This is a genomic window from Sphingomonas sp. 67-41 (genome assembly GCF_001899725.1).
Taxonomy (GTDB): Bacteria; Pseudomonadota; Alphaproteobacteria; order Sphingomonadales; family Sphingomonadaceae; genus Sphingomonas; species Sphingomonas leidyi.
Map to the genome: position 1 here is coordinate 100,725 of NZ_MKWJ01000004.1, position 17,395 is coordinate 118,119.

General features: G+C 68.8%; 11 protein-coding genes. 5 read left to right on the forward strand and 6 right to left on the reverse strand.

The window, feature by feature from the left end; translation table 11 throughout:
- Position 1 precedes the first annotated feature (1 nt).
- On the forward strand, positions 2–1,444 hold the full coding sequence (locus BGP17_RS02235; protein WP_286710865.1) for a glycoside hydrolase family 125 protein: 1,443 nt from the start codon (positions 2–4) through the stop codon (positions 1,442–1,444).
- A gap of 133 nt (positions 1,445–1,577) precedes the next feature.
- On the forward strand, positions 1,578–2,903 hold the full coding sequence (locus BGP17_RS02240) for a POT-type proton-dependent oligopeptide transporter (RefSeq protein ID WP_286710866.1): 1,326 nt from the start codon (positions 1,578–1,580) through the stop codon (positions 2,901–2,903).
- Here the strand turns inward: BGP17_RS02240 and BGP17_RS02245 are convergent.
- Positions 2,887–3,918, reverse strand: coding sequence for a Ca2+-dependent phosphoinositide-specific phospholipase C (locus BGP17_RS02245; RefSeq protein WP_167299225.1), 1,032 nt, complete (start codon positions 3,916–3,918; stop codon positions 2,887–2,889). The genes BGP17_RS02240 and BGP17_RS02245 overlap by 17 nt on opposite strands.
- Positions 3,915–5,957 carry a phosphocholine-specific phospholipase C gene (locus tag BGP17_RS02250; RefSeq protein WP_286710867.1) on the reverse strand — a complete coding sequence of 681 codons (2,043 nt, stop codon included), beginning with the start codon at positions 5,955–5,957 and terminating at the stop codon, positions 3,915–3,917. Before BGP17_RS02250 ends, BGP17_RS02245 begins: the two co-directional genes overlap by 4 nt.
- A gap of 119 nt (positions 5,958–6,076) precedes the next feature.
- Between BGP17_RS02250 and BGP17_RS02255 the strand changes: the two genes are divergently transcribed.
- On the forward strand, positions 6,077–6,832 hold the full coding sequence (locus BGP17_RS02255; RefSeq protein ID WP_167299223.1) for a DeoR/GlpR family DNA-binding transcription regulator: 756 nt from the start codon (positions 6,077–6,079) through the stop codon (positions 6,830–6,832).
- A 9-nt stretch (positions 6,833–6,841) separates the two neighbouring features.
- On the opposite strand, the gene BGP17_RS02260 is transcribed toward BGP17_RS02255, so the two are convergent.
- Complete coding sequence (locus BGP17_RS02260) at positions 6,842–8,044, reverse strand: histidine-type phosphatase (protein WP_286710868.1); 1,203 nt, start codon at positions 8,042–8,044, stop codon at positions 6,842–6,844.
- Between the two features lie 210 nt (positions 8,045–8,254).
- Here BGP17_RS02260 and BGP17_RS02265 point away from each other — a divergent pair, with 210 nt between their 5' ends.
- Positions 8,255–11,098 carry a TonB-dependent receptor gene (locus BGP17_RS02265; RefSeq protein ID WP_286710869.1) on the forward strand — a complete coding sequence of 948 codons (2,844 nt, stop codon included), beginning with the start codon at positions 8,255–8,257 and terminating at the stop codon, positions 11,096–11,098.
- Between the two features lie 96 nt (positions 11,099–11,194).
- Here the strand turns inward: BGP17_RS02265 and hemN are convergent, their stop codons facing one another.
- The 3 genes from hemN to BGP17_RS02280 are packed head-to-tail and all read right to left on the reverse strand — an operon-like array spanning position 11,195 to position 15,676.
- Positions 11,195–12,517, reverse strand: a complete 1,323-nt coding sequence (gene hemN / locus BGP17_RS02270; protein ID WP_286710870.1) for an oxygen-independent coproporphyrinogen III oxidase — start codon at positions 12,515–12,517, stop codon at positions 11,195–11,197.
- Positions 12,518–12,563: 46 nt separating this feature from the next.
- Complete coding sequence (locus tag BGP17_RS02275) at positions 12,564–14,156, reverse strand: ATP-binding cassette domain-containing protein (protein WP_286710871.1); 1,593 nt, start codon at positions 14,154–14,156, stop codon at positions 12,564–12,566.
- Positions 14,153–15,676, reverse strand: coding sequence for an ATP-binding cassette domain-containing protein (locus BGP17_RS02280; protein WP_286710872.1), 1,524 nt, complete (start codon positions 15,674–15,676; stop codon positions 14,153–14,155). The genes BGP17_RS02275 and BGP17_RS02280 overlap by 4 nt, the downstream gene beginning before the upstream one ends.
- Positions 15,677–15,814: 138 nt before the next feature.
- Between BGP17_RS02280 and BGP17_RS02285 the strand changes: the two genes are divergently transcribed.
- Positions 15,815–17,389 (forward strand): cytochrome ubiquinol oxidase subunit I, encoded by a 1,575-nt coding sequence (locus BGP17_RS02285; RefSeq protein ID WP_167299218.1) that lies wholly within the window; start codon positions 15,815–15,817, stop codon positions 17,387–17,389.
- Positions 17,390–17,395 lie beyond the last annotated feature (6 nt).

Here is a 17,395-nt window from a genome sequence, read left to right on the forward strand (position 1 = left end):
AATGGACATCACGAGGCGAGCGGTGCTCGCGGCCGGCGGCGGGATCGCGACTTCGGCGATGCTGGGCCCGATGGGTATCGCACGGGCGGCAGGATTTCCCGGCAAGCGCCCGCCCGTGGCGGAGCGGCGGTTCGTCAGCCAGGCGGTGGAGCGCGAGATCGCCCGCATTTCCGGGATGATCGCCGACCCCGAACTCGCCTGGCTGTTCGGCAATTGCTATCCCAACACCCTCGACACGACCGTCGCGATGGGCACCGTGGAGAGCAAGCCCGACGCCTTCGTGATCACCGGCGACATTCCGTGCCTGTGGTTGCGGGATTCAGCGGCGCAGGTTCGCCCCTATCTTCACCTGGTGAAGCAGGACGCGGCGCTGCGCGAGCTGTTCCGCGGATTGATCGGCCGCCATGCGCGATCGGTCCTGATCGACCCCTATGCCAACGCCTTCATGCACAATCCCGACGAGAAGACCTCGCTGGTCTGGGCAAAGGAGGACGACACCGAGATGCGGCCGGGCGTCGCCGAGCGCAAATGGGAGATCGATTCGCTCTGCTATGTCGTGCGTCTCGCATATGGCTATTGGCGCGAGACGGGGGACAAGGCGCCGTTCGATGCCGCCTGGGCCGAAAGCGCCCGGGCGATCGTCCGCACCTTCCGCGAGCAGCAGCGCAAGGACGGGCCCGGCCCCTACAAGTTCCAGCGGACCAACAAGCAGCCGAGCGAGACGCTCCAGGCCGGCCTCGGCCTGCCGACGCGCAAGGTCGGACTGATCCATTCGGCTTTCCGCCCGTCGGACGATGCCTGCATCTTCCCGTTGTTCGTGCCTGCCAACCTGTTCGCGATGACTGCCCTGCGCGAGCTGGCGGCGGTGGCGAGCGAGGCGCGCGGCGACGCGGCATTGGCGCAGGACGCGGCGGCGCTGGCAGGCGAAGTCGAGCAGGCGCTTGCCCGATATGGAGCCATGACCTTGCCCGACGGGCGCGAAGTCTGGGCCTATGAAGTCGATGGCTATGGCAACGCATTGTTCATGGACGATGCCAATGTGCCTTCGCTGTCGGGCCTGGCCTGGCTCGGCTGCGTATCGGCGAAGGACGCGCGCTGGCAGCGCACCCGCGATGCGGCATGGAGCGAGGCCAATCCGTGGTTCTTCCACGGCAAGGCCGGCGAAGGCATTGGCGGGCCGCACCAGGGCGAGGACTTGATCTGGCCGATGTCGCTCATCGTACGTGCGCTGTCCTCCGGCGACGATGCGACCATCCTCGCGTGCCTGCGTACCTTGAAGACCACGCATGCCGGCACCGGCTTCATGCACGAGGCGTTCCACAAGGACGACGCGTCGAAGTTCACGCGCGACTGGTTCGCCTGGGCCAACGGTCTGTTCGGCGAGTTGATCCTGCACCTGGCAAGGACCCGCCCCAAGCTCCTTTCCGTCCCCTTGATCGCGTGAGCGCGCCGATCCGCGAAATCGCTTGCGGAGGAAGAGGAAGGGGCGCCGGCGCGCGCTGAGCTTCGGTTGGTTACGTGGCTTGTCATGGAGCCGACCCGCGCCTGTTATATTCGTTCCGCATAGCCATTGGCCCATGGGTATCGCGGGAAATGGACGGGCAGGGCCGGCAAGCTGGCCCGTCTTCTACAGACTGGCCGGCACGGAATTATGGGAGCGCTTCTCGCTCCACGGCATGAAGGCGTTGCTGACGCTTTACCTGGTCCGGGAGGTGCTGGCCGATGGCGCCGGGCTGCCCTGGGGCATGGCGGGGCTGCGCGCGATGCTCGAGTCCGTGTGGGGCCCGCTTTCGCCCGTGGCGTTCGGGTCCAACATCTATGGGCTCTATGCGGCGCTGACCTATTTCGTGCTGCCCCTGGGCGGCCTGGTCGGGGATCGCCTCGTCGGCCGGCGGCCGGCGATCGTCGTCGGCGCGGTGCTCATCTCCTGCGGCCATCTCTTGCTGACCGACGCCTATCTGCTGCTGCCGGCGCTGCTGCTGCTCATCATCGGAACGGGCCTGCTCAAGGGCAATCTCGCCGCGCAGGTCGGCGAACTCTTCCCGGCATCGGATGGCCGGCGGGACAGGGCGTTCGCGCTCTATCTCGCGTTCCTCAACATCGGCGTGATGCTGGGGCCGCTCGTGTGCGGGCTGCTCGCGCAGGCGCTTGGCTGGGGCTATGCCTTCGGGGCCGCGGGGGTCGCCATGCTCGCCGGCCTCGGCATCTATCTCACCATTCCGGCCACGCCCCGGCACGTGCGCACCCGCCCGGCGCCCGGCGAGGATCGCGTCTATCGCCCGGTGACGGCGATCGGGGCGATCCTCGTCGTCATCCTGGCCTTCTGCGCCTATGAGCAGGTGTCCAACATCTTCCTGCTATGGGTGGCGGATGCGATCCGCCCGACACTATGGGGGCTGTCCGTGCCGCCGGCCTGGTTCGCTTCGGCGGACGGCATCTTCACCGTGCTGATGGTCATCCTGACGATGCGCTGGCGATGGCTCGCATCGCTGCGGGACTGGGACCGGCTCGCAATGGGATGCGCGGCGATGATGCTCGGCTACGGCCTGCTCGCGCTGGTGGCGGGAGCAGGATCACGTTCGATGGCGGGGCCGCTGGCGGTGCTGCTGCTGCTCGATCTCGGCGTGGCGTTGGTCTGGCCCGCGGGGCTGGCGATCATCACCGGCGCAACGCCGCAGCGGCTCGCAGGCGTGATGGTCGGCATATTCTACCTGCACGGCTTCTTCGCTAATCTGGTGGTCGGATCGCTGGGCGCCCTGTACGAGCGGGTGCCGATAGCGACATTCTGGGCGATCCATGCCGGCATCGCCGGGAGTGCGGTGCTGGTGTCGCTGGCGCTGCGGGCATTCGACGGCGAGAGGCGCGCGTTTAGAATGCCATGGCGCCTCAACACCGCGCCGTGACGGGATTGCAGCGCGAGAGGACCCCGCCCGGCAGCGCGGCACGATAGGCCAGCCGCTCCGGGTTCGTGGCGCCTTCGTACAAGTCGCTGCTGATCCATTGCGCGCCGGAGGCGATGGCGGCGTCGAGCCGCCGGCGATCGGCGGCGCGCGCTTCCTTCAGGCCCACATCCGCGCGGGTGCGGACGATGAACCCGGCGCGCACAAGCCGGCGAATACGCTCGCCCTCCGCAACCGGATCCTGGATATTGAACACCGCCGCCTCGTCCGCGTCGTCGGGATAGAAGCCGAACATCGCCCGGCCGCGCAGGGACGGGTGATCGGCGCGATAGGCGTCCTCATGCGCGGTGCTGCCGTCTAGAACGAACAGGAAGCGGCCGGCCGCCCGCGCCAGGCTCGGCCAGCGGTGCGCGATCGCCGCGGCGCGCAGGGTCGGAAGCGTGTGTCGGACATCGTCGGGCGTGACGAGCCGCTCGCGCCCGATCTCCGCCAGGATGTCGGCATCGAGTGCGGCCAGGTTGCCGGCATCGAAGCGCGCCCCGCCGGCATCCCCCGTATTGACCAGGACCATGACCGGGCCGTGGCCCGGATGCTGGTCCGACCAGTGCCGCAGGGTCGCCAGGCACAGGCGCAGCGTGAGGCAGTGCGTCTCGGTATCGAAGCCGGCGATGTGCAGCACCTTCGCGCCCGGCGCTGCCATGATCCGGCGGGTTGCCGCATCGGCATTGCCATAGGGTGCGGCATAGGCGCTCCCGTCGGGATCGGGCGCCACGTCCAGTTCGAGCTGTCGCAAGCCAAGGGCAAGCTGGGCCTCGAGCGGGGGATGGCCATAGGCAAGGCCCGCCCACTCCGCCGGGCCCGCACCGGCGAGGCGCGCGCGCAGCTGCGGCGAAGGATAGGGGCGATAGCTGTTGTGCGAACCGATGAGCTGCACCTGATCGAGCCGCAGATCCTGGCGTGGCGGCACCGCGGTGCCGGAGGCGGCGGCGATCGCCAGCAATGCGAGGGTGCGGATCATGCCTGCTCTCCCGTCATCGGTTCGCTGATGCCCGGAGCGCCGGTTTCCCAATGCCCCGCGAGCCCGTGGACGGTGCCGTTGCCGGTTTCGACGCGTATGTCGTACCAGCGATGCGCGTCGACGGGGGCCAGCTTCACCGTGGCTTCTTCTCCTGGAGAGAGGCGGAGCCGGCCGATGCTGGGGGCGGCATGGCGCGAAACGATCCGCAGCGCCACGGGCGCCGTATCGCGGTTGGCGATATGGACGTGGGTTGCCGCGCCGACCCGCTCGGCATGGCTGGTGAGGCGCGTACCCGTCATGATCGATCGATGGAAACCATTCGGACCGGTCACCGTCAGCGTGCGCGGTGCGGCGGCGTCGACGGGCCAGCTGTCGTCGAGCGACCGGCCCGCGCCTACCGTATAGTGGCGGGGCCCATTGTCGTCGGCGGAACCGGTGACGCAGAATATGGCCGCGCGCGTGCCGCGGTTGCGGAAGACCAGGCGCAGGCGGCCGGCTTCCCAGCGCTGCTCCAGGTCGAGATCATAGGGCAGGGCGCGGGCCGGACGGGTGCCCGGTTCCTGGCCGGCGGGCGGAGGCGCTTCGGCGACGGCCGGTTTCGCCTGGCGGCAGGCAGCGTCGCTGCCGGCGACATACCCGTCCACTGCCGGCAGCGCCGCGAACCAGGACATGTCCCGGCGCGCGGCGGACGACAGGTCGAAGTCGAACATCGACAGAAGGTCGCCGCACACGGCGCGCCGCCAGGGGCTGATATTGGGCTCCGGCACGCCGAAACGGCGCTCCAGGAAGCGCAGGACGGAGGTGTGATCGGCCAGTTCGGAGTTCACCCAGCCGCCCCGCGTCCATGGCGAGGCGATCAGCATCGGCACGCGCGGCCCGAGACCGACCGGCTGGCCGCGATATTCCTCGCCGTCCAGCGCAACCGTGCTCGCCCCCATGCCCGGCAGCGTAGCGGGAAGAGGCGGGCTCATATGGTCGAAGAAACCGTCATTCTCGTCATAGTTGAGGATGAAGACGGTCTTGGCCCAGACGTTCGGATTGGCGGCGAGGGCGGCGATCAGCCGGGCACTGAGCGCCTGGCCATAAGCGGGCGGTGCGTCGGGATGCTCGCACATGTGGAAGGGGGCGACGATCCAGGACACTTGCGGCAGGCGGTCCGCCATCACGTCGGCGGCGAAGGCGCGGACCAGATGCTCCCCGCGCGACGTGCCGGCATTCGCGCGGGTGGAACCGTCGACCCAGGCACGCGCCGCCGCATATTCGGCGCTATCCTTCGCGATCCCGCGATACCGGGCGAACAGCGCCAGGGGATTGTCGCCGTAATTGTCGTATTCCTGATAGAGCTTCCACCGGACCCCCGCGGCCGAGAGACGTGCGGTATAGGGCGTCCAGTCCAGCGCATGCGCCTTGATATCGTCGCGGCCCATATCGGCGGTCTCGTTCGGATCGACGCCGTCATTGGAGACGATGAACGCGCCATCGCGCCCGACGGTAAGGCCGCTGGTGCCCGTCCAGTGATAGAGGCGGTTGGGGCCGGTCGGCCCGTGGACCGAGCAGTGATAGGCGTCCGCGATGGTGAACTGATCGGCGAGCGCGTAATAATAGGGCAGGTCGGCGCGGGTCATATAGCCCATCGCGAACGGGCCCTTCTCCGGCATCCACACGTCCCAGTCCTTCCACCGGGCATGGCTTCCCTTCCAACTGTGGTCGAGGCCCTGCATGCAGCCGGCGGCGGTGGCGCGGGTGTCGAGATGGAAGGGGCGGATGATCGCGCCGCCATCCTTGTCGTCCTGCCGCTGCTCCCAGACCGTCCGGCCCGAAGGCAGCATGGCCGGGCGCGGATCGGCGAATCCGCGCACGCCCCGCAGCGTGCCGAAATAATGGTCGAAGGAGCGGTTCTCCTGCATCAGGATCACGACATGCTCGACATCCGCGAGCGTGCCGCGCGCGCGGGCGGGCTTGGCAAGCGTCGCGGGCGCGGCGGCGAGGGCGCCGGCGCTGGCCACGAAGGTGCGGCGGTCGATATGGGAGCTCTTCATGACCGTCGATTGCCCGATCTTGATTACATCCTCGCGTAATCCGATCGATTGTTGACCATTTGTCCGTGTGCGCTAGCTTGCGGCGCTCCGGCACTCGGCCTCCCAACCATGGAATGATGATGACCAAGCGTTTTCGCCGGCAGCAAAGGTTGCTGGAACTGCTGGCTGCCGGCGATGTGTGGAGCGTGCCGGCGCTCTCCAAGGCGCTCGACGTGTCGGACGAAACGATCCGGCGGGAGATCCGCGCGCTGGAACCGGGCGGCCAGGTGATGCGTGCGCACGGCACGGTTCGGCTGGCGCGCGTCGAGACCGAGGGATCGTTCGCCGTGCGGCTCCAGCGCAATGCCGATGCGAAGCGCCGTATCGGCTGCGCCGTCGCGCCGCTCGTCGCGGATGGGCAGACGATCTACATCGATGCGAGTACGACCGGCCATTATGTCGCCCAGGCCCTGCGCGACCATCGCGACCTGACGGTCGTCACCAATGCCGTGGGCGTGGCGACCGAGCTTGGCGGGCGCAACGGCAACCGGGTCCTGCTGGCCGGTGGCGAGATGGACTATGACTATCGCGCCTGTTTCGATCAGACGGCGACCGACTTCCTGTCGCTGTCCACGCCTTCGCTCGCCATCATCTCGGTCGAGGCCGTGAACCTCGATCACGGCTTCACCTCCTATCATGCCGGGGAGGCGCGGGTCTGCCGGCTGATGGTGTCGCGGGCGCGAAGCGTGCTGATCGCCGTCGATGCCTCGAAATTCGGGCGATATGGCACGCTGAGCGTCGCGGACTTCCAGTCGGTCGACCTTGTGGTTGCCGACTGCCCGCCGCCCGATGGCTATGATGCGGTATTGACGCGGACGGAATGGGTGACGGCCTGAGCGGCGCGCTCATTCGGCAAGACGGCTGCGCAATATCCTGTCGAAGCGGCCGGCCGGGCAGAGGCGCGCGCATCCCCCCATCTTCAGCGCGCCGATCGATGCGGCCGAGCCGCCGCGGCGCAGCACCTCCGGCGACTGGGTGCGATAGGAAAGGCGGACATATCGACGCCCCGATTCCCGATCGCGCAACTGCTCGATCAGAATCGCCCCGCCGGGCGGTACGTCGTCCATCGCATAGCCCGGTGCGGACAGGCTGGTTCGCAGGACGGCCGCCAGCGCGGTGACGTTGGTGTCGTGGCCCATCAGCACTTCGATGCGCGGGCCTGCCGGGTCGGCGAGCGTCTCCAGCACATGCCGCCCGAGGATCGAGGCCTGATGCGAGGCCATATAGGGCGAGCGCGTGAAGACGTCGAACAGTGCCGCGTGCAACGCGCCGAGCCGGACGAGCGTGGCAGGATCGGCGCGCGCCCAGCCAATGTCCCGTCGGGGTAGCCCCTCGACATATTGCAGCAGCAGCACCTGCGCGATGCCGGAGGTGTCGCGAATCGGGCCCTGGAGTTCGATCCCATGGCCATCCGGCGCGGGGCGGACCTGCGCCGGCAATGCCGGCGTGCAGCCCGTGTTGCGTGGCGCGCATCCCAATACGCGGTCGAGCAATGCGATCGCGGCGGCATGCCGGCTCGCAAGCGCCGCCATCCCGCCGGTGAACCGCTCGATCGCGGCGACGGCTTCGTTCGCATCGAAGCGCGTGGCGCGGGCGCGCAGGGGCTCGAAGATGGGGTCGATCGCGCCCGCCCCCAGATGCTCCGGCGCGAGGCCGCAGCCCGGCGCAATGCCTCGCGCATAGGCCTCGCCGCTGGCGATCGTCCGGTCGGAGACGTTGGTCCGGATGCGGATCGTGCCGGCCGCGGCGCAGTTCCGGGGCAGGACGCGCTGGGCGATGAGGCGCTGGCGATCGGCCGCGGCGATCGTCTCGAGCGCGCGTATGCCGTGCGGCGTGAGCCGGCTCTCCTCCACCGGCCATCGCGGCCAGGGCGCGGCGGTGCGCGTGCCGTCCGGCACTTCGCCCCCAAGCGGCGCCCGGATGCCATGGCGCATGACCATCACGACTCGCTCGACGGCAAGTCCCTTCGGCCGCGACGAGGCCGAAAGGGCGGGGCCGGGGAGCAGCATGGCACCGCCGGCGAAGAGGGCGAGGAGGGGGCGGGCCATGAGAATCATTCGCGAACCCATGCGGCCTCGAAGGGTCAATTTGATGACATTGCGATCGATGGCGCGATGAAATCGATTTGATCCCCAAGGATATGGTCAAAAATTAATTGATACGGTCATTTTGTCATCAATGCGTAATTGGCCGCCCCTAGCCGGCCGGCGGCGGCGGGCAAGGTGCCGCTGCCGATCCAGTTTCTTTGGGGGTAAGCAATGATGACCATCTCGACGGCACATCTTCGCGCGCTGTATCTTCTGTCCGGCACGGCGATGGCGCTGCTCGCCACTGGCCCGGCCTGGGCAGCACCGGTCGGCCCGGAGACGATCAAGCCGGCCGACCCCGTCCCTGCACCGGATCAGGACCGGAGCGGGAACCAGGACAAGGACCGGATCGAGAAGCAGGACGACGACATCGTGGTCAACGGCCGCCGTCACGCCGTTCAGGACACGCAGAACGCGCAAATCCGCAGTTCTTCGTTCGTTTCGATCATCTCGGGCGAGGAATTGCGCGCGCAGCCGCAACAGAATCTGGCGGACCTGCTGACGCGCCTGCCGGGCGTCAATTCTTCCGTGGACCAGTCGCGCAATGCGGCGGCGACGGGCGAGGCGCAGTATCTGTCGATCCGCGGGCTCGATACTGCCTATAATGCCTATATGCTCGACGGCGTGCGCCTCGCGCAGACCGATGCGCGCACCCGCGCCATCTCGATGAACCTGCTGTCGCCCTTCTCCGTCGCCGAAGCGCGCGTGAACAAGGCGCCGACCGCGAATTTCGATGGCGACGCGATCGCGGGCGTGATCGACCTGCGCACTGCTTCGGCCTTCAACCTGCCGGCCGGCCACGTGCAGATCCGCGCGCAGGGCCAGGTCGCAGGCCGCGCCGCGGCACGCGGGCAGAATCCGTGGGGCGGCACGGCGCAGATCGAAACGGCGCAGCGTCTCGGCAATCTCGGTATCTATGCGTCGGTCTATTACGGCCTGAAGCACACGCTGGGTGAATCGACCGCGATGCAAGCTGACTGGGAGAAGTACGACAACAAGATCCCCGGCATGATCCGCGACAATCTGGACAATATCTCTCCGCGCGGCGTGCAGTGGAACGTCTTCCGCAATCGGATCGAGCGGCTGGGTGGCACGCTGAACCTCGACTGGAAGGGAGAGGATCTCGATCTCTATTCGTACACCACCTATGGCCGCTACAAGCTCAAGAGCTGGATGGACCAGACGGCGCTGCGCCAGACCGATCTCGCGCCCGGCCAGATCAACCCCAATCCCGGCAATACGGGATCCTATGACGCGGCGGGATTCCGCGCCGATTATGGACTGACCGCCACCCATTATTTCCGTACCGAGCACTCCAACCAGGAGCTGTTCTCGACCAAGTTCGGCGGCCAGTCGCGTATCGGCGACCTCACGCTCGACTATCATGCCGCCTATTCGCGCGGCGAGCAGGACTATCCGCTGCGCATCCAGTCGGGCTTCGCCGGGAAGCCCTATATCGGCACCGCGGACAATAGCGGCCTAGCGATCACGCGGATGGTGACGAGCATCGGCGATCGCACCAGCCCGCAAGTGGTGCTGACCGACGCGGCGCGCGCGGCCCTGCTCAATCTCTCGACGCTGAAACAATGGTATGTGACGCAGCAGTTCGAGAATACCTGGGAGCGCCGCCTGGAAGGGCAGCTCGACGCGACCTGGAAGCTGGCCGATCAGGGGCTCGAATCGATCGCGGCCGGCGCCAAGGCGGAAGGGACCAAGCGCTATGCGAACAGCCTGGGCGACGACGGTGCGCTCCAATATTACTTCCCGCTCGCCAATGGCAGCAACGCCCCGCGCTACGACGCGCAAGGGCCGTCGGTGGCGGCCATTCCGGGCGAGATGCTGGGCGGCTTCATGCACAATTCCGCGCAGGTGCCGATCAAGCTGCTCGATACCAAATTCATCGAGGACCAGGTTCGCCGCCTGTCGACGCCGAAGCTCGCCGGCCTCAACCCGGTCAAGCTGAAGGAGAACCGGCTCGACGGCAAGGAGCAGCGCATCGGCGCCTATGCCATGGCAACGTTCCGTACCGGCGATCTGACGGTCATTCCCGGCGTGCGTTTCGAGCATAACCGCTTCGAGGGCACCTATTGGCAGAGCAACGAAAAGACGGGCAACGGCTTCGTCACCACGGCGCGCAGCTACAACCAGTGGCTGCCGAGCGTGATCGCCAGCTATCGCCCGAGCGATCGCGTCGTCTATCGCGCTTCGGTTCGCCGCAGCTATTCGCGCCCGGCCTTCGACCTGCTGCTCGGGCCGACGGAGGTTTCGCTCAGCGACGACGGCACATTGTCGGTGTTCATTCCCAATCCCAATCTCGACGCGCAGACGGCCTGGAACGTCGATGCGTCGGTCGAGCTGAAGGGAGAGGGCACCGACTTCTTCTCGATCAGCCCCTATTACAAGCGCATCAACCATGTGCTGTTCTCGACGGGTACCACCAATGCGGGCGGCGACCTCAACGTCTGGGGAACCAGCAGCCCGATCAAGGTGAACGGCGTGGAGACCTCGACGCTGGATACGAGCGGGAAGGGCGACGTCTATGGCATCGAGCTGGTCGGTCGATACAGTTTCCGCGATCTGCCGGGACTGTTCGACGGGCTGGGCGTCGGCGGCAACATCACGCTCCAGCGGGCCCAGGCAAAGGTGTTCGTGAACGGCCAGTGGCGTGGCCAGCGCATGCCGCAGGCGCCGCGCCTCATGTACAATGTCGAGCTGTTCTACAATCACGGCGGATTCCAGGCGGCGCTCAACTATAACTACACGGGCGACAAGCTGTACGACCTGCGCTCCAGCCGGCCGGATACCTATATCCAGCCCGTATCGAAGATGAACCTGATGCTCGGCTATACCTTGGGCAAGCATGTTGCGATCGGTGCGTCGATCGAGAACCTGCTGAACGCCCATACCTACTGGGCAACGACCAGCCAGCGGCCGGCCTATCTCTCCAACGACCGCAAGGGCGGCTATATCGAAACGGGCCGGGTCTATTCGCTGAACCTGAGCTATAGTTTCTAGGCACGATCGCGCATCGCAGGAGATGCAATGGACAATGGGCCGCCCGCGGGTGGCCCATTGTTTCGTCTCGCCATACCGCCCCAGCGAAGCCGCGGGTCAGACGGCGCTGCTGAATCGGGCGGCGCTGGCGGCGCGCCAGGGATCGAAGGCCGCGGCTACGGCGCGGGCATAGGGGAGGGCGTTCCTGTCGAGGAGCAGGCGTGTTCCCGCCCATGCGAGCAGCCCGCGCTCCTCGAAACGTGCAAGGCGAGCGCGGGTGTCCGACAAGTCGCTCAGGCCCGTGCATTCCGCTTCGCCGCGACAGAGCAGCGCTTCGATGATCGCGCTGCGGCGGCGGTCGCCCGGGCTGCGCCGGATGCCGCGCGCGGTGGCAAGCCGGCCCTTGGCGAGGCACAGGTGATAGCGGCCGGCACGCTTCTCGTTCTGCAGCAACGCACCCGGAAACGCACTGACCGCCGAAGCGCCCAGGCCGATCAGCACTTCGGACTGGTCCTCGGTGAATCCCTGGAAGTTGCGGCGCAGCGTCCCGCTGCGCGCGGCACGCGCGATCGCATCCTGCGGTACCGCGAAATGGTCGAAGCCGATCGGGTCATAGCCAGCGTCGCGCAGATGCCGATGTGCCTGCCGCGCCAAGGCGAAGCGCGCGGCGGGGCCGGGCAGGCGGGTCGCGTCGATCCGGCGCTGACGGGGCAATAGGTGCGGGACATGGGCGTAGCCGAACACGGCGAAACGTTCGGGCCGCATCGACAGCGCGATGTCGAGGGTCTCCTCCAGATCGGCGGCAAACTGGCCGGGCAGGCCGTACATCAAGTCGAAGTTGATCGACTCGATACGGGCGGCGCGCAGGCGGCCCATGGCGCAGGCGATGGCCTCGACCGGTTGGACGCGGCCGATCGCGTGCTGGATGTGCGGCGCGAAGGTCTGCACGCCAAGGCTGGCGCGGGTCACGCGGTTGCGGGCGAGGCACTCGGCCCAGCCCCAGTCGAAGCCGCGCGGATCGAGTTCGACCGAGACGGTGGCATGCGTGCAGGCAAAGGCGTCGCGGATACGGTGCATCAGCGCGTCGAACTGGGCGGGGACCAAGGCGTTGGGGCTGCCGCCGCCCCAGGCGATACGCGTGACCCGGCCGCGCCCCGCGAGCCTGGCCGCGACAAGATCCACTTCCTCGCCAAGGCGTTGGACATAGGTTGCGACGCGCGCGGCGCGATTGGCGGCACCGGTGTTGCAGCCGCAATACCAGCAGATCTCATGGCAATAGGGGATATGGAGATAGAGCGAGACCGGCTCGTCTTCATGCACCCGGGCGAGCGCATGCTCCATGTCGGCCGGGCCGACATCGTCGCCGAACTCCGCCGCCGTGGGAAAGCTGGTGTAGCGCGGCACCGCGGTGGCGAGCAGGTCGGGATGATAGGTCCACATGGCGCCTTCCCTGCGCATGCCGGGGCCGGGAGCGCCTTGATCCGAGTCAAACCCTTGTTCGGCAAGGACTTGTCGCGATATCCTCGATCGCCACCACATTTCCGGCCAGCCCAATCGGCGCGCGGCGGTGCGAGACGAGGACCAGGCCGGTGTTGGAAGCCGCCAGCCAGGCGTCGAGCCGCGCAACCATCTCGTATTCCGTCGCGGGATCAAGCCCTTCGGTCGGCTCGTCGAGCAACAGCCAGGGGCGGCCGGCAAGCAGTGCGCGGGCGAGGGAAAGGCGCTTGCGCTCGCCGCCGGAGAGGGTTCCGCCCGCCTCGCCCAGGCGCGTATCGAGCCCTTCCGGAAACCCCCCGATCCGATCCTCGAGCGCGACGACGCGCAGAACGGCCCATATCGACTCCCTGTCGACGCCGGGGCGGGCCAGGCGGAGATTGTCGGCGATCGTTCCGGCGATCAGCGCCGGATCCTGGGGCGCAAGCGCAAACTGGGCGCGGAGCATGGCGCCGGAACAGGCGGCGGGTGCCAGCCCCCCGACGGCTGCATCGACCGCGGCCCCGCGCAGCCCGGCCAGCGTTTCGAGCAGCACGGTCTTGCCCGAGCCCGAGCGGCCGGTGACCGCGACCCGTGCCCCCGGCGCGAGATCGAGCCCGCCCAGGCGAAGCGGCATCGCTTCGGTGGAAGCCGGTGCGGCAACGGGTTCGGGCAAGGCGAGGAGGGCGTCGAGCCGGCGCAGGCCCGCGGCTACCCCGGCCCGGCGGAAGGCGGTGCGCGCCAGGCCGGCCATCGCCTCGACCGCGCCGGCGGCCACCAGCAAGGCGAGGGCGACGCGCGGCGCGGGCGCGTCGGCGAGGCGCAGCACCAGCGCCGCCGCCAGCGCGGCATAGCCGGCGAGCAGCGCCGCGATCACGCCCTCGCCGCGATGCAGGCGTGCTCGCGCGGCATCGAGATCGGCAGCGAAGCGGGACAGGTCGCCGGTCACGCGATCGGCAAGGCCATAGGCGGCGATTTCGGCCCGGGCGGCGGCATATTCGACATAGCGGGTGCGCAGCGCCCCGAGCGCTTCGGCCGCATCGTGCGCCGGCTGCCGGGTGAGGCGGCGTGCGGCGCGATCGAGCAGCGGCGGCAGCGCGGCGAGGAGCAGCAGCAGCGCCAATGCCGCGGCCCAGCCCGCGAGCCCGGCCAGCAGCACGCCGGCGCCCGCCGCGACCCAGCTCGCCGAGCGGACGGGCTCGCGGACGATCAGTTCCTCCAGCGCATCGATATCGCCGATCAGCCGGGCGCTGGCATCGCCGCCGGCAAGGTCCGGACCGGTACGGCCGTCCTGCGCGGCGAGCCTGGCGAACAGGCCGGCGCGCAGGGCCGCCATCGCGCCCAGTGCAGCCTGGTGCGAGAAGAGCCGCTCGCCATAGCGGCCGGCGGTGCGCAGGATCGCGAGGCCGCGGATCGCGGCGCTGGGGATCAGATAGTTGAAGCCGAGCGCGGCCATCGGGCCCGCCGCGCCGGCCAGCGCCGCGGCGGTGAGGAACCAGCCCGAGACCGCGAGCAGCAGCACTCCCGCGAGCGCGGCGAGGATCGCGGCGATGCGCGCGCGGCGCAGCCAGCGGCGGCCGGCGGGATCGAGGGCGAGCGCGCTCACAGCGCCACCACCAGCCGCGCGGCGGCGGCCAGGGCGGGATCGTGCGTGGCCACCAGCACCGCGCGTTCCGCCGCGACTTCGCGCAGCAGCGCGACGATCGCCGCCGCGCTCGCGCGATCGAGATCGGCAGTGGGCTCGTCGCAGAGCAGCAGCGGCCGGCGCGAGAGCAGCGCGCGGGCCAGGCCGATCCGCCGCCGCTCGCCGCCCGACAGGCCCGAGCCGCGATGATCGAGCATCAGGCCCAGCCCGCCGCGGGCGGCGATCACGGCGTCCAGGCCGACCTGCCCGGCGACCCGCGCGATCTCCTCCGGCGTCGCATCGGGGCGGGCAAGCGCGATGTTCTCCGCCAGGGTGCCGGGAAGGAGCAACGGCGTCTGCGCGGCCCAGGCGATGTCCGCAGGGTCGAGTGCGTCCCCGCGCGCGGTGGTGACGGCGCCGCCCGCCGGCGCGACCTGGCCGGCGATGGCGGCGAGCAGGCTCGACTTGCCGCTGCCGGTGGGGCCGGTGAGCGCGACGAGGTCGGCCGAAGCGAGTTCGAAGCCGATCGGGCCGATGCGCAGGCCCGGCCAGGCGATGGCGAGCTGCGCGACGCGCAGGCCGTCGAAGCGCGCCGCCGGGGGCGGGGCAGGCGCCGGCGCCTCGACGTCCGCCAGCGCGGCCATGGCGGCGTCGCCCAGCTGCTTCTCGTGATAGGCGGCGGCCAGGCGACGCATCGGCAGGTAGAATTCCGGGGCCATGGCCAACGCGAAGAAGGCGTGGCCGAGCGAGAGCTTCTCAGGCGGCGGAAAGGGCAGCAGCCCGAGCAGCGCGAAGCCGCAATATACCGCGACCAGCGCCACCGAGAGCGCCGCGAAGAATTCCAGCACCGCGCCGGACAGGAAGGCGACGCGCAGCACCGCGACGGTGCGGTCCGCCGCTTCGCGGGTCGCGGCGGCCACCTGGCGGGCGATGCGGTCCTCCGCGCCGAAATGGCGGATGATGGGCAGGGCGCGGATGCGATCGACGAACAGGCCGGAGAGTCCCGCGAGCGCGGCGAGCTGGCGCTCCGCGGCGCGGCGCGCGGCGCTGCCGGCGAGGATCATGCCGAGCGCGAACGGGACGAGCGTGACCAGGAGGATCGTCGCCGACACCCAGCTCGCGCAGGCGACGATCGCGGCGACGAGCAGCGGTGCGGCGGCGGACGCGGCGCGGGCCGGGCGAAAGCGCGCTTCACAGGCCTCGATCGCTACCATGTGATCGATCGCCAGCGCGGCGCTCTCCCCGGCGAGCAGCGGACGGGGGAGCCGGCCGGCGAGCAGGCGCGGGAAGATCCGCGCGCGCCAGCCCGCAACCACGCGCTGCGCCGCGCGGATGGCGACGGCATGGGCCAGCATCGCCGCCCCCGCGCGGATCGCCCCGCCCGCCAGGATCAGCGCCACGGCGCCCCAGGACAGGCCTTCCCCCGCCGCCAGGCTGCTGACCGCGAGGGCGATGCCGGCCGCGAACAGCGCCGCGCCGGGTATGTCCAGGAGCCAGGTCATTTCGTTCCGGTTCTAACGCATGTTGCCATGGCAGCGTATTTGTCCATGATCAAAGCGCCTTCCGGATAGGGCCCTTAGTGACGAACGGAACGCGGCCAACCCGTTGGGCGCAGACTTTGGCGTAGGGGGATTCCTGCGATGATCAGCATGGCAGTCGTGGAGCTGTCTAGGCTCCAGTTCGCGCTGACGGCGCTCTATCACTTCCTGTTCGTGCCGCTGACGCTCGGCCTGTCCTTCATGCTGGTGATCATGGAGAGCGTGTACGTGATGACCAACCGCCCGATCTGGCGGGACGTCACGCGCTTCTGGGCCAAGCTGTTCGGCATCAATTTCGTGCTGGGCGTCGCCACCGGACTCACCATGGAATTCCAGTTCGGGACCAACTGGTCCTATTACTCGCATTATGTGGGCGACATCTTCGGCGCCCCGCTTGCGATCGAGGGGCTGATGGCCTTCTTCCTCGAGGCGACGTTCGTCGGGCTGATGTTCTTCGGCTGGGAGCGGATGTCGAAACAGGCGCATCTGTTCACCACTTTCATGGTGGCGCTGGGATCGAACCTGTCGGCGCTGTGGATCCTGGTCGCGAACGGCTGGATGCAGCATCCGACCGGCGCGACCTTCAACCCCGAGACGATGCGGATGGAAGTGACCGACTTCGCGGCGGTGCTCTTCAATCCCGTGGCCCAGGCCAAGTTCGTCCACACGGTGAGTGCCGGCTATGTGATGGCCAGCGTGTTCGTGCTGGGCGTCTCCGCCTTCTATCTGCTCAAGGGCCGGCACCTGGAACTGGCCAGGCGCAGCTTCACCGTGGCCGCGGCGTTCGGCCTGGCCTCGTCGCTGTCGGTGGTCGTGCTGGGCGACGAGAGCGGCTACGCGCTCACCGAGAACCAGCAGATGAAGCTCGCCGCGATCGAGGGCATGTGGCACACCGAGCCGGCGCCGGCGGGGCTCGCGATCTTCGGCATCCCCTCGAACAGCGGGCGCGAAACCCGATATGAAGTGAAGATCCCCTATGTGCTGGGCCTGATCTCCACCCGCAGCCTGACCGGCGAGGTCAATGGCATCTTCCCGCTGGTGGAGCGTGCCCGGGGACGGATCGTCAATGGCCTGGCGGCCTATGACGCGGTCGAGAAGCTCAAGGTGGACCGCAACGATCTGGCCGCGCGCGCGGCGTTCGAGCGGACCAAGGACGATCTCGGCCATGCGCTGCTGCTCAAGCGCTTCGTCGCGGATCCGCGCAAGGCGGACGCGGCGACGATCGAGCGGGCGGCATGGAGCACCGTGCCCAATGTGCCGGCGATCTTCTGGATGTTCCGGATCATGGCCGGGATCGGCTTCGGCATGATCGCCTTCTTCGCGGTCGCCTTCTTCTATTCGACGGTGCAGCGCTTCGACGCGCGCTGGTTCCTGCGGCTGGCGCTTGTCGTGATGCCGCTGCCCTGGATCGCGGCCGAGGTCGGCTGGGCCGTGGCCGAAGTGGGCCGCCAGCCCTGGGCGGTGGAAGGGGTGTTGCCGACCTTCCTCGCGCCGTCGAGCCTGACCGTGCCCGAGCTGTGGCTGACGATCGCCGGCTTCACGCTGCTCTATGGCGCGCTGGCGGTGATCGAGGTGCGGCTGATGCTCGCCGCGATCCGCAAGGGGCCGGAGCCGTATCGCGCCGCCGATGCGCCGGAGCCCGCACGCCCCGATTTCCACGCCGTTCCGGCCGAATGAGCCGGG

What these genes read in the sequence shown, in the direction of transcription:
- BGP17_RS02235 (WP_286710865.1), top strand. Translation starts at nt 2, where the DNA reads ATGGACATCACGAGGCGAGCGGTGCTCGCGGCCGGCGGCGGGATCGCG.
- BGP17_RS02240 (WP_286710866.1), top strand. Translation starts at nt 1,578, where the DNA reads ATGGGTATCGCGGGAAATGGACGGGCAGGGCCGGCAAGCTGGCCCGTC.
- BGP17_RS02245 (WP_167299225.1), bottom strand. Translation starts at nt 3,918, where the DNA reads ATGATCCGCACCCTCGCATTGCTGGCGATCGCCGCCGCCTCCGGCACC.
- BGP17_RS02250 (WP_286710867.1), bottom strand. Translation starts at nt 5,957, where the DNA reads ATGAAGAGCTCCCATATCGACCGCCGCACCTTCGTGGCCAGCGCCGGC.
- BGP17_RS02255 (WP_167299223.1), top strand. Translation starts at nt 6,077, where the DNA reads ATGACCAAGCGTTTTCGCCGGCAGCAAAGGTTGCTGGAACTGCTGGCT.
- BGP17_RS02260 (WP_286710868.1), bottom strand. Translation starts at nt 8,044, where the DNA reads ATGGCCCGCCCCCTCCTCGCCCTCTTCGCCGGCGGTGCCATGCTGCTC.
- BGP17_RS02265 (WP_286710869.1), top strand. Translation starts at nt 8,255, where the DNA reads ATGATGACCATCTCGACGGCACATCTTCGCGCGCTGTATCTTCTGTCC.
- hemN (WP_286710870.1), bottom strand. Translation starts at nt 12,517, where the DNA reads ATGTGGACCTATCATCCCGACCTGCTCGCCACCGCGGTGCCGCGCTAC.
- BGP17_RS02280 (WP_286710872.1), bottom strand. Translation starts at nt 15,676, where the DNA reads ATGACCTGGCTCCTGGACATACCCGGCGCGGCGCTGTTCGCGGCCGGC.
- BGP17_RS02285 (WP_167299218.1), top strand. Translation starts at nt 15,815, where the DNA reads ATGATCAGCATGGCAGTCGTGGAGCTGTCTAGGCTCCAGTTCGCGCTG.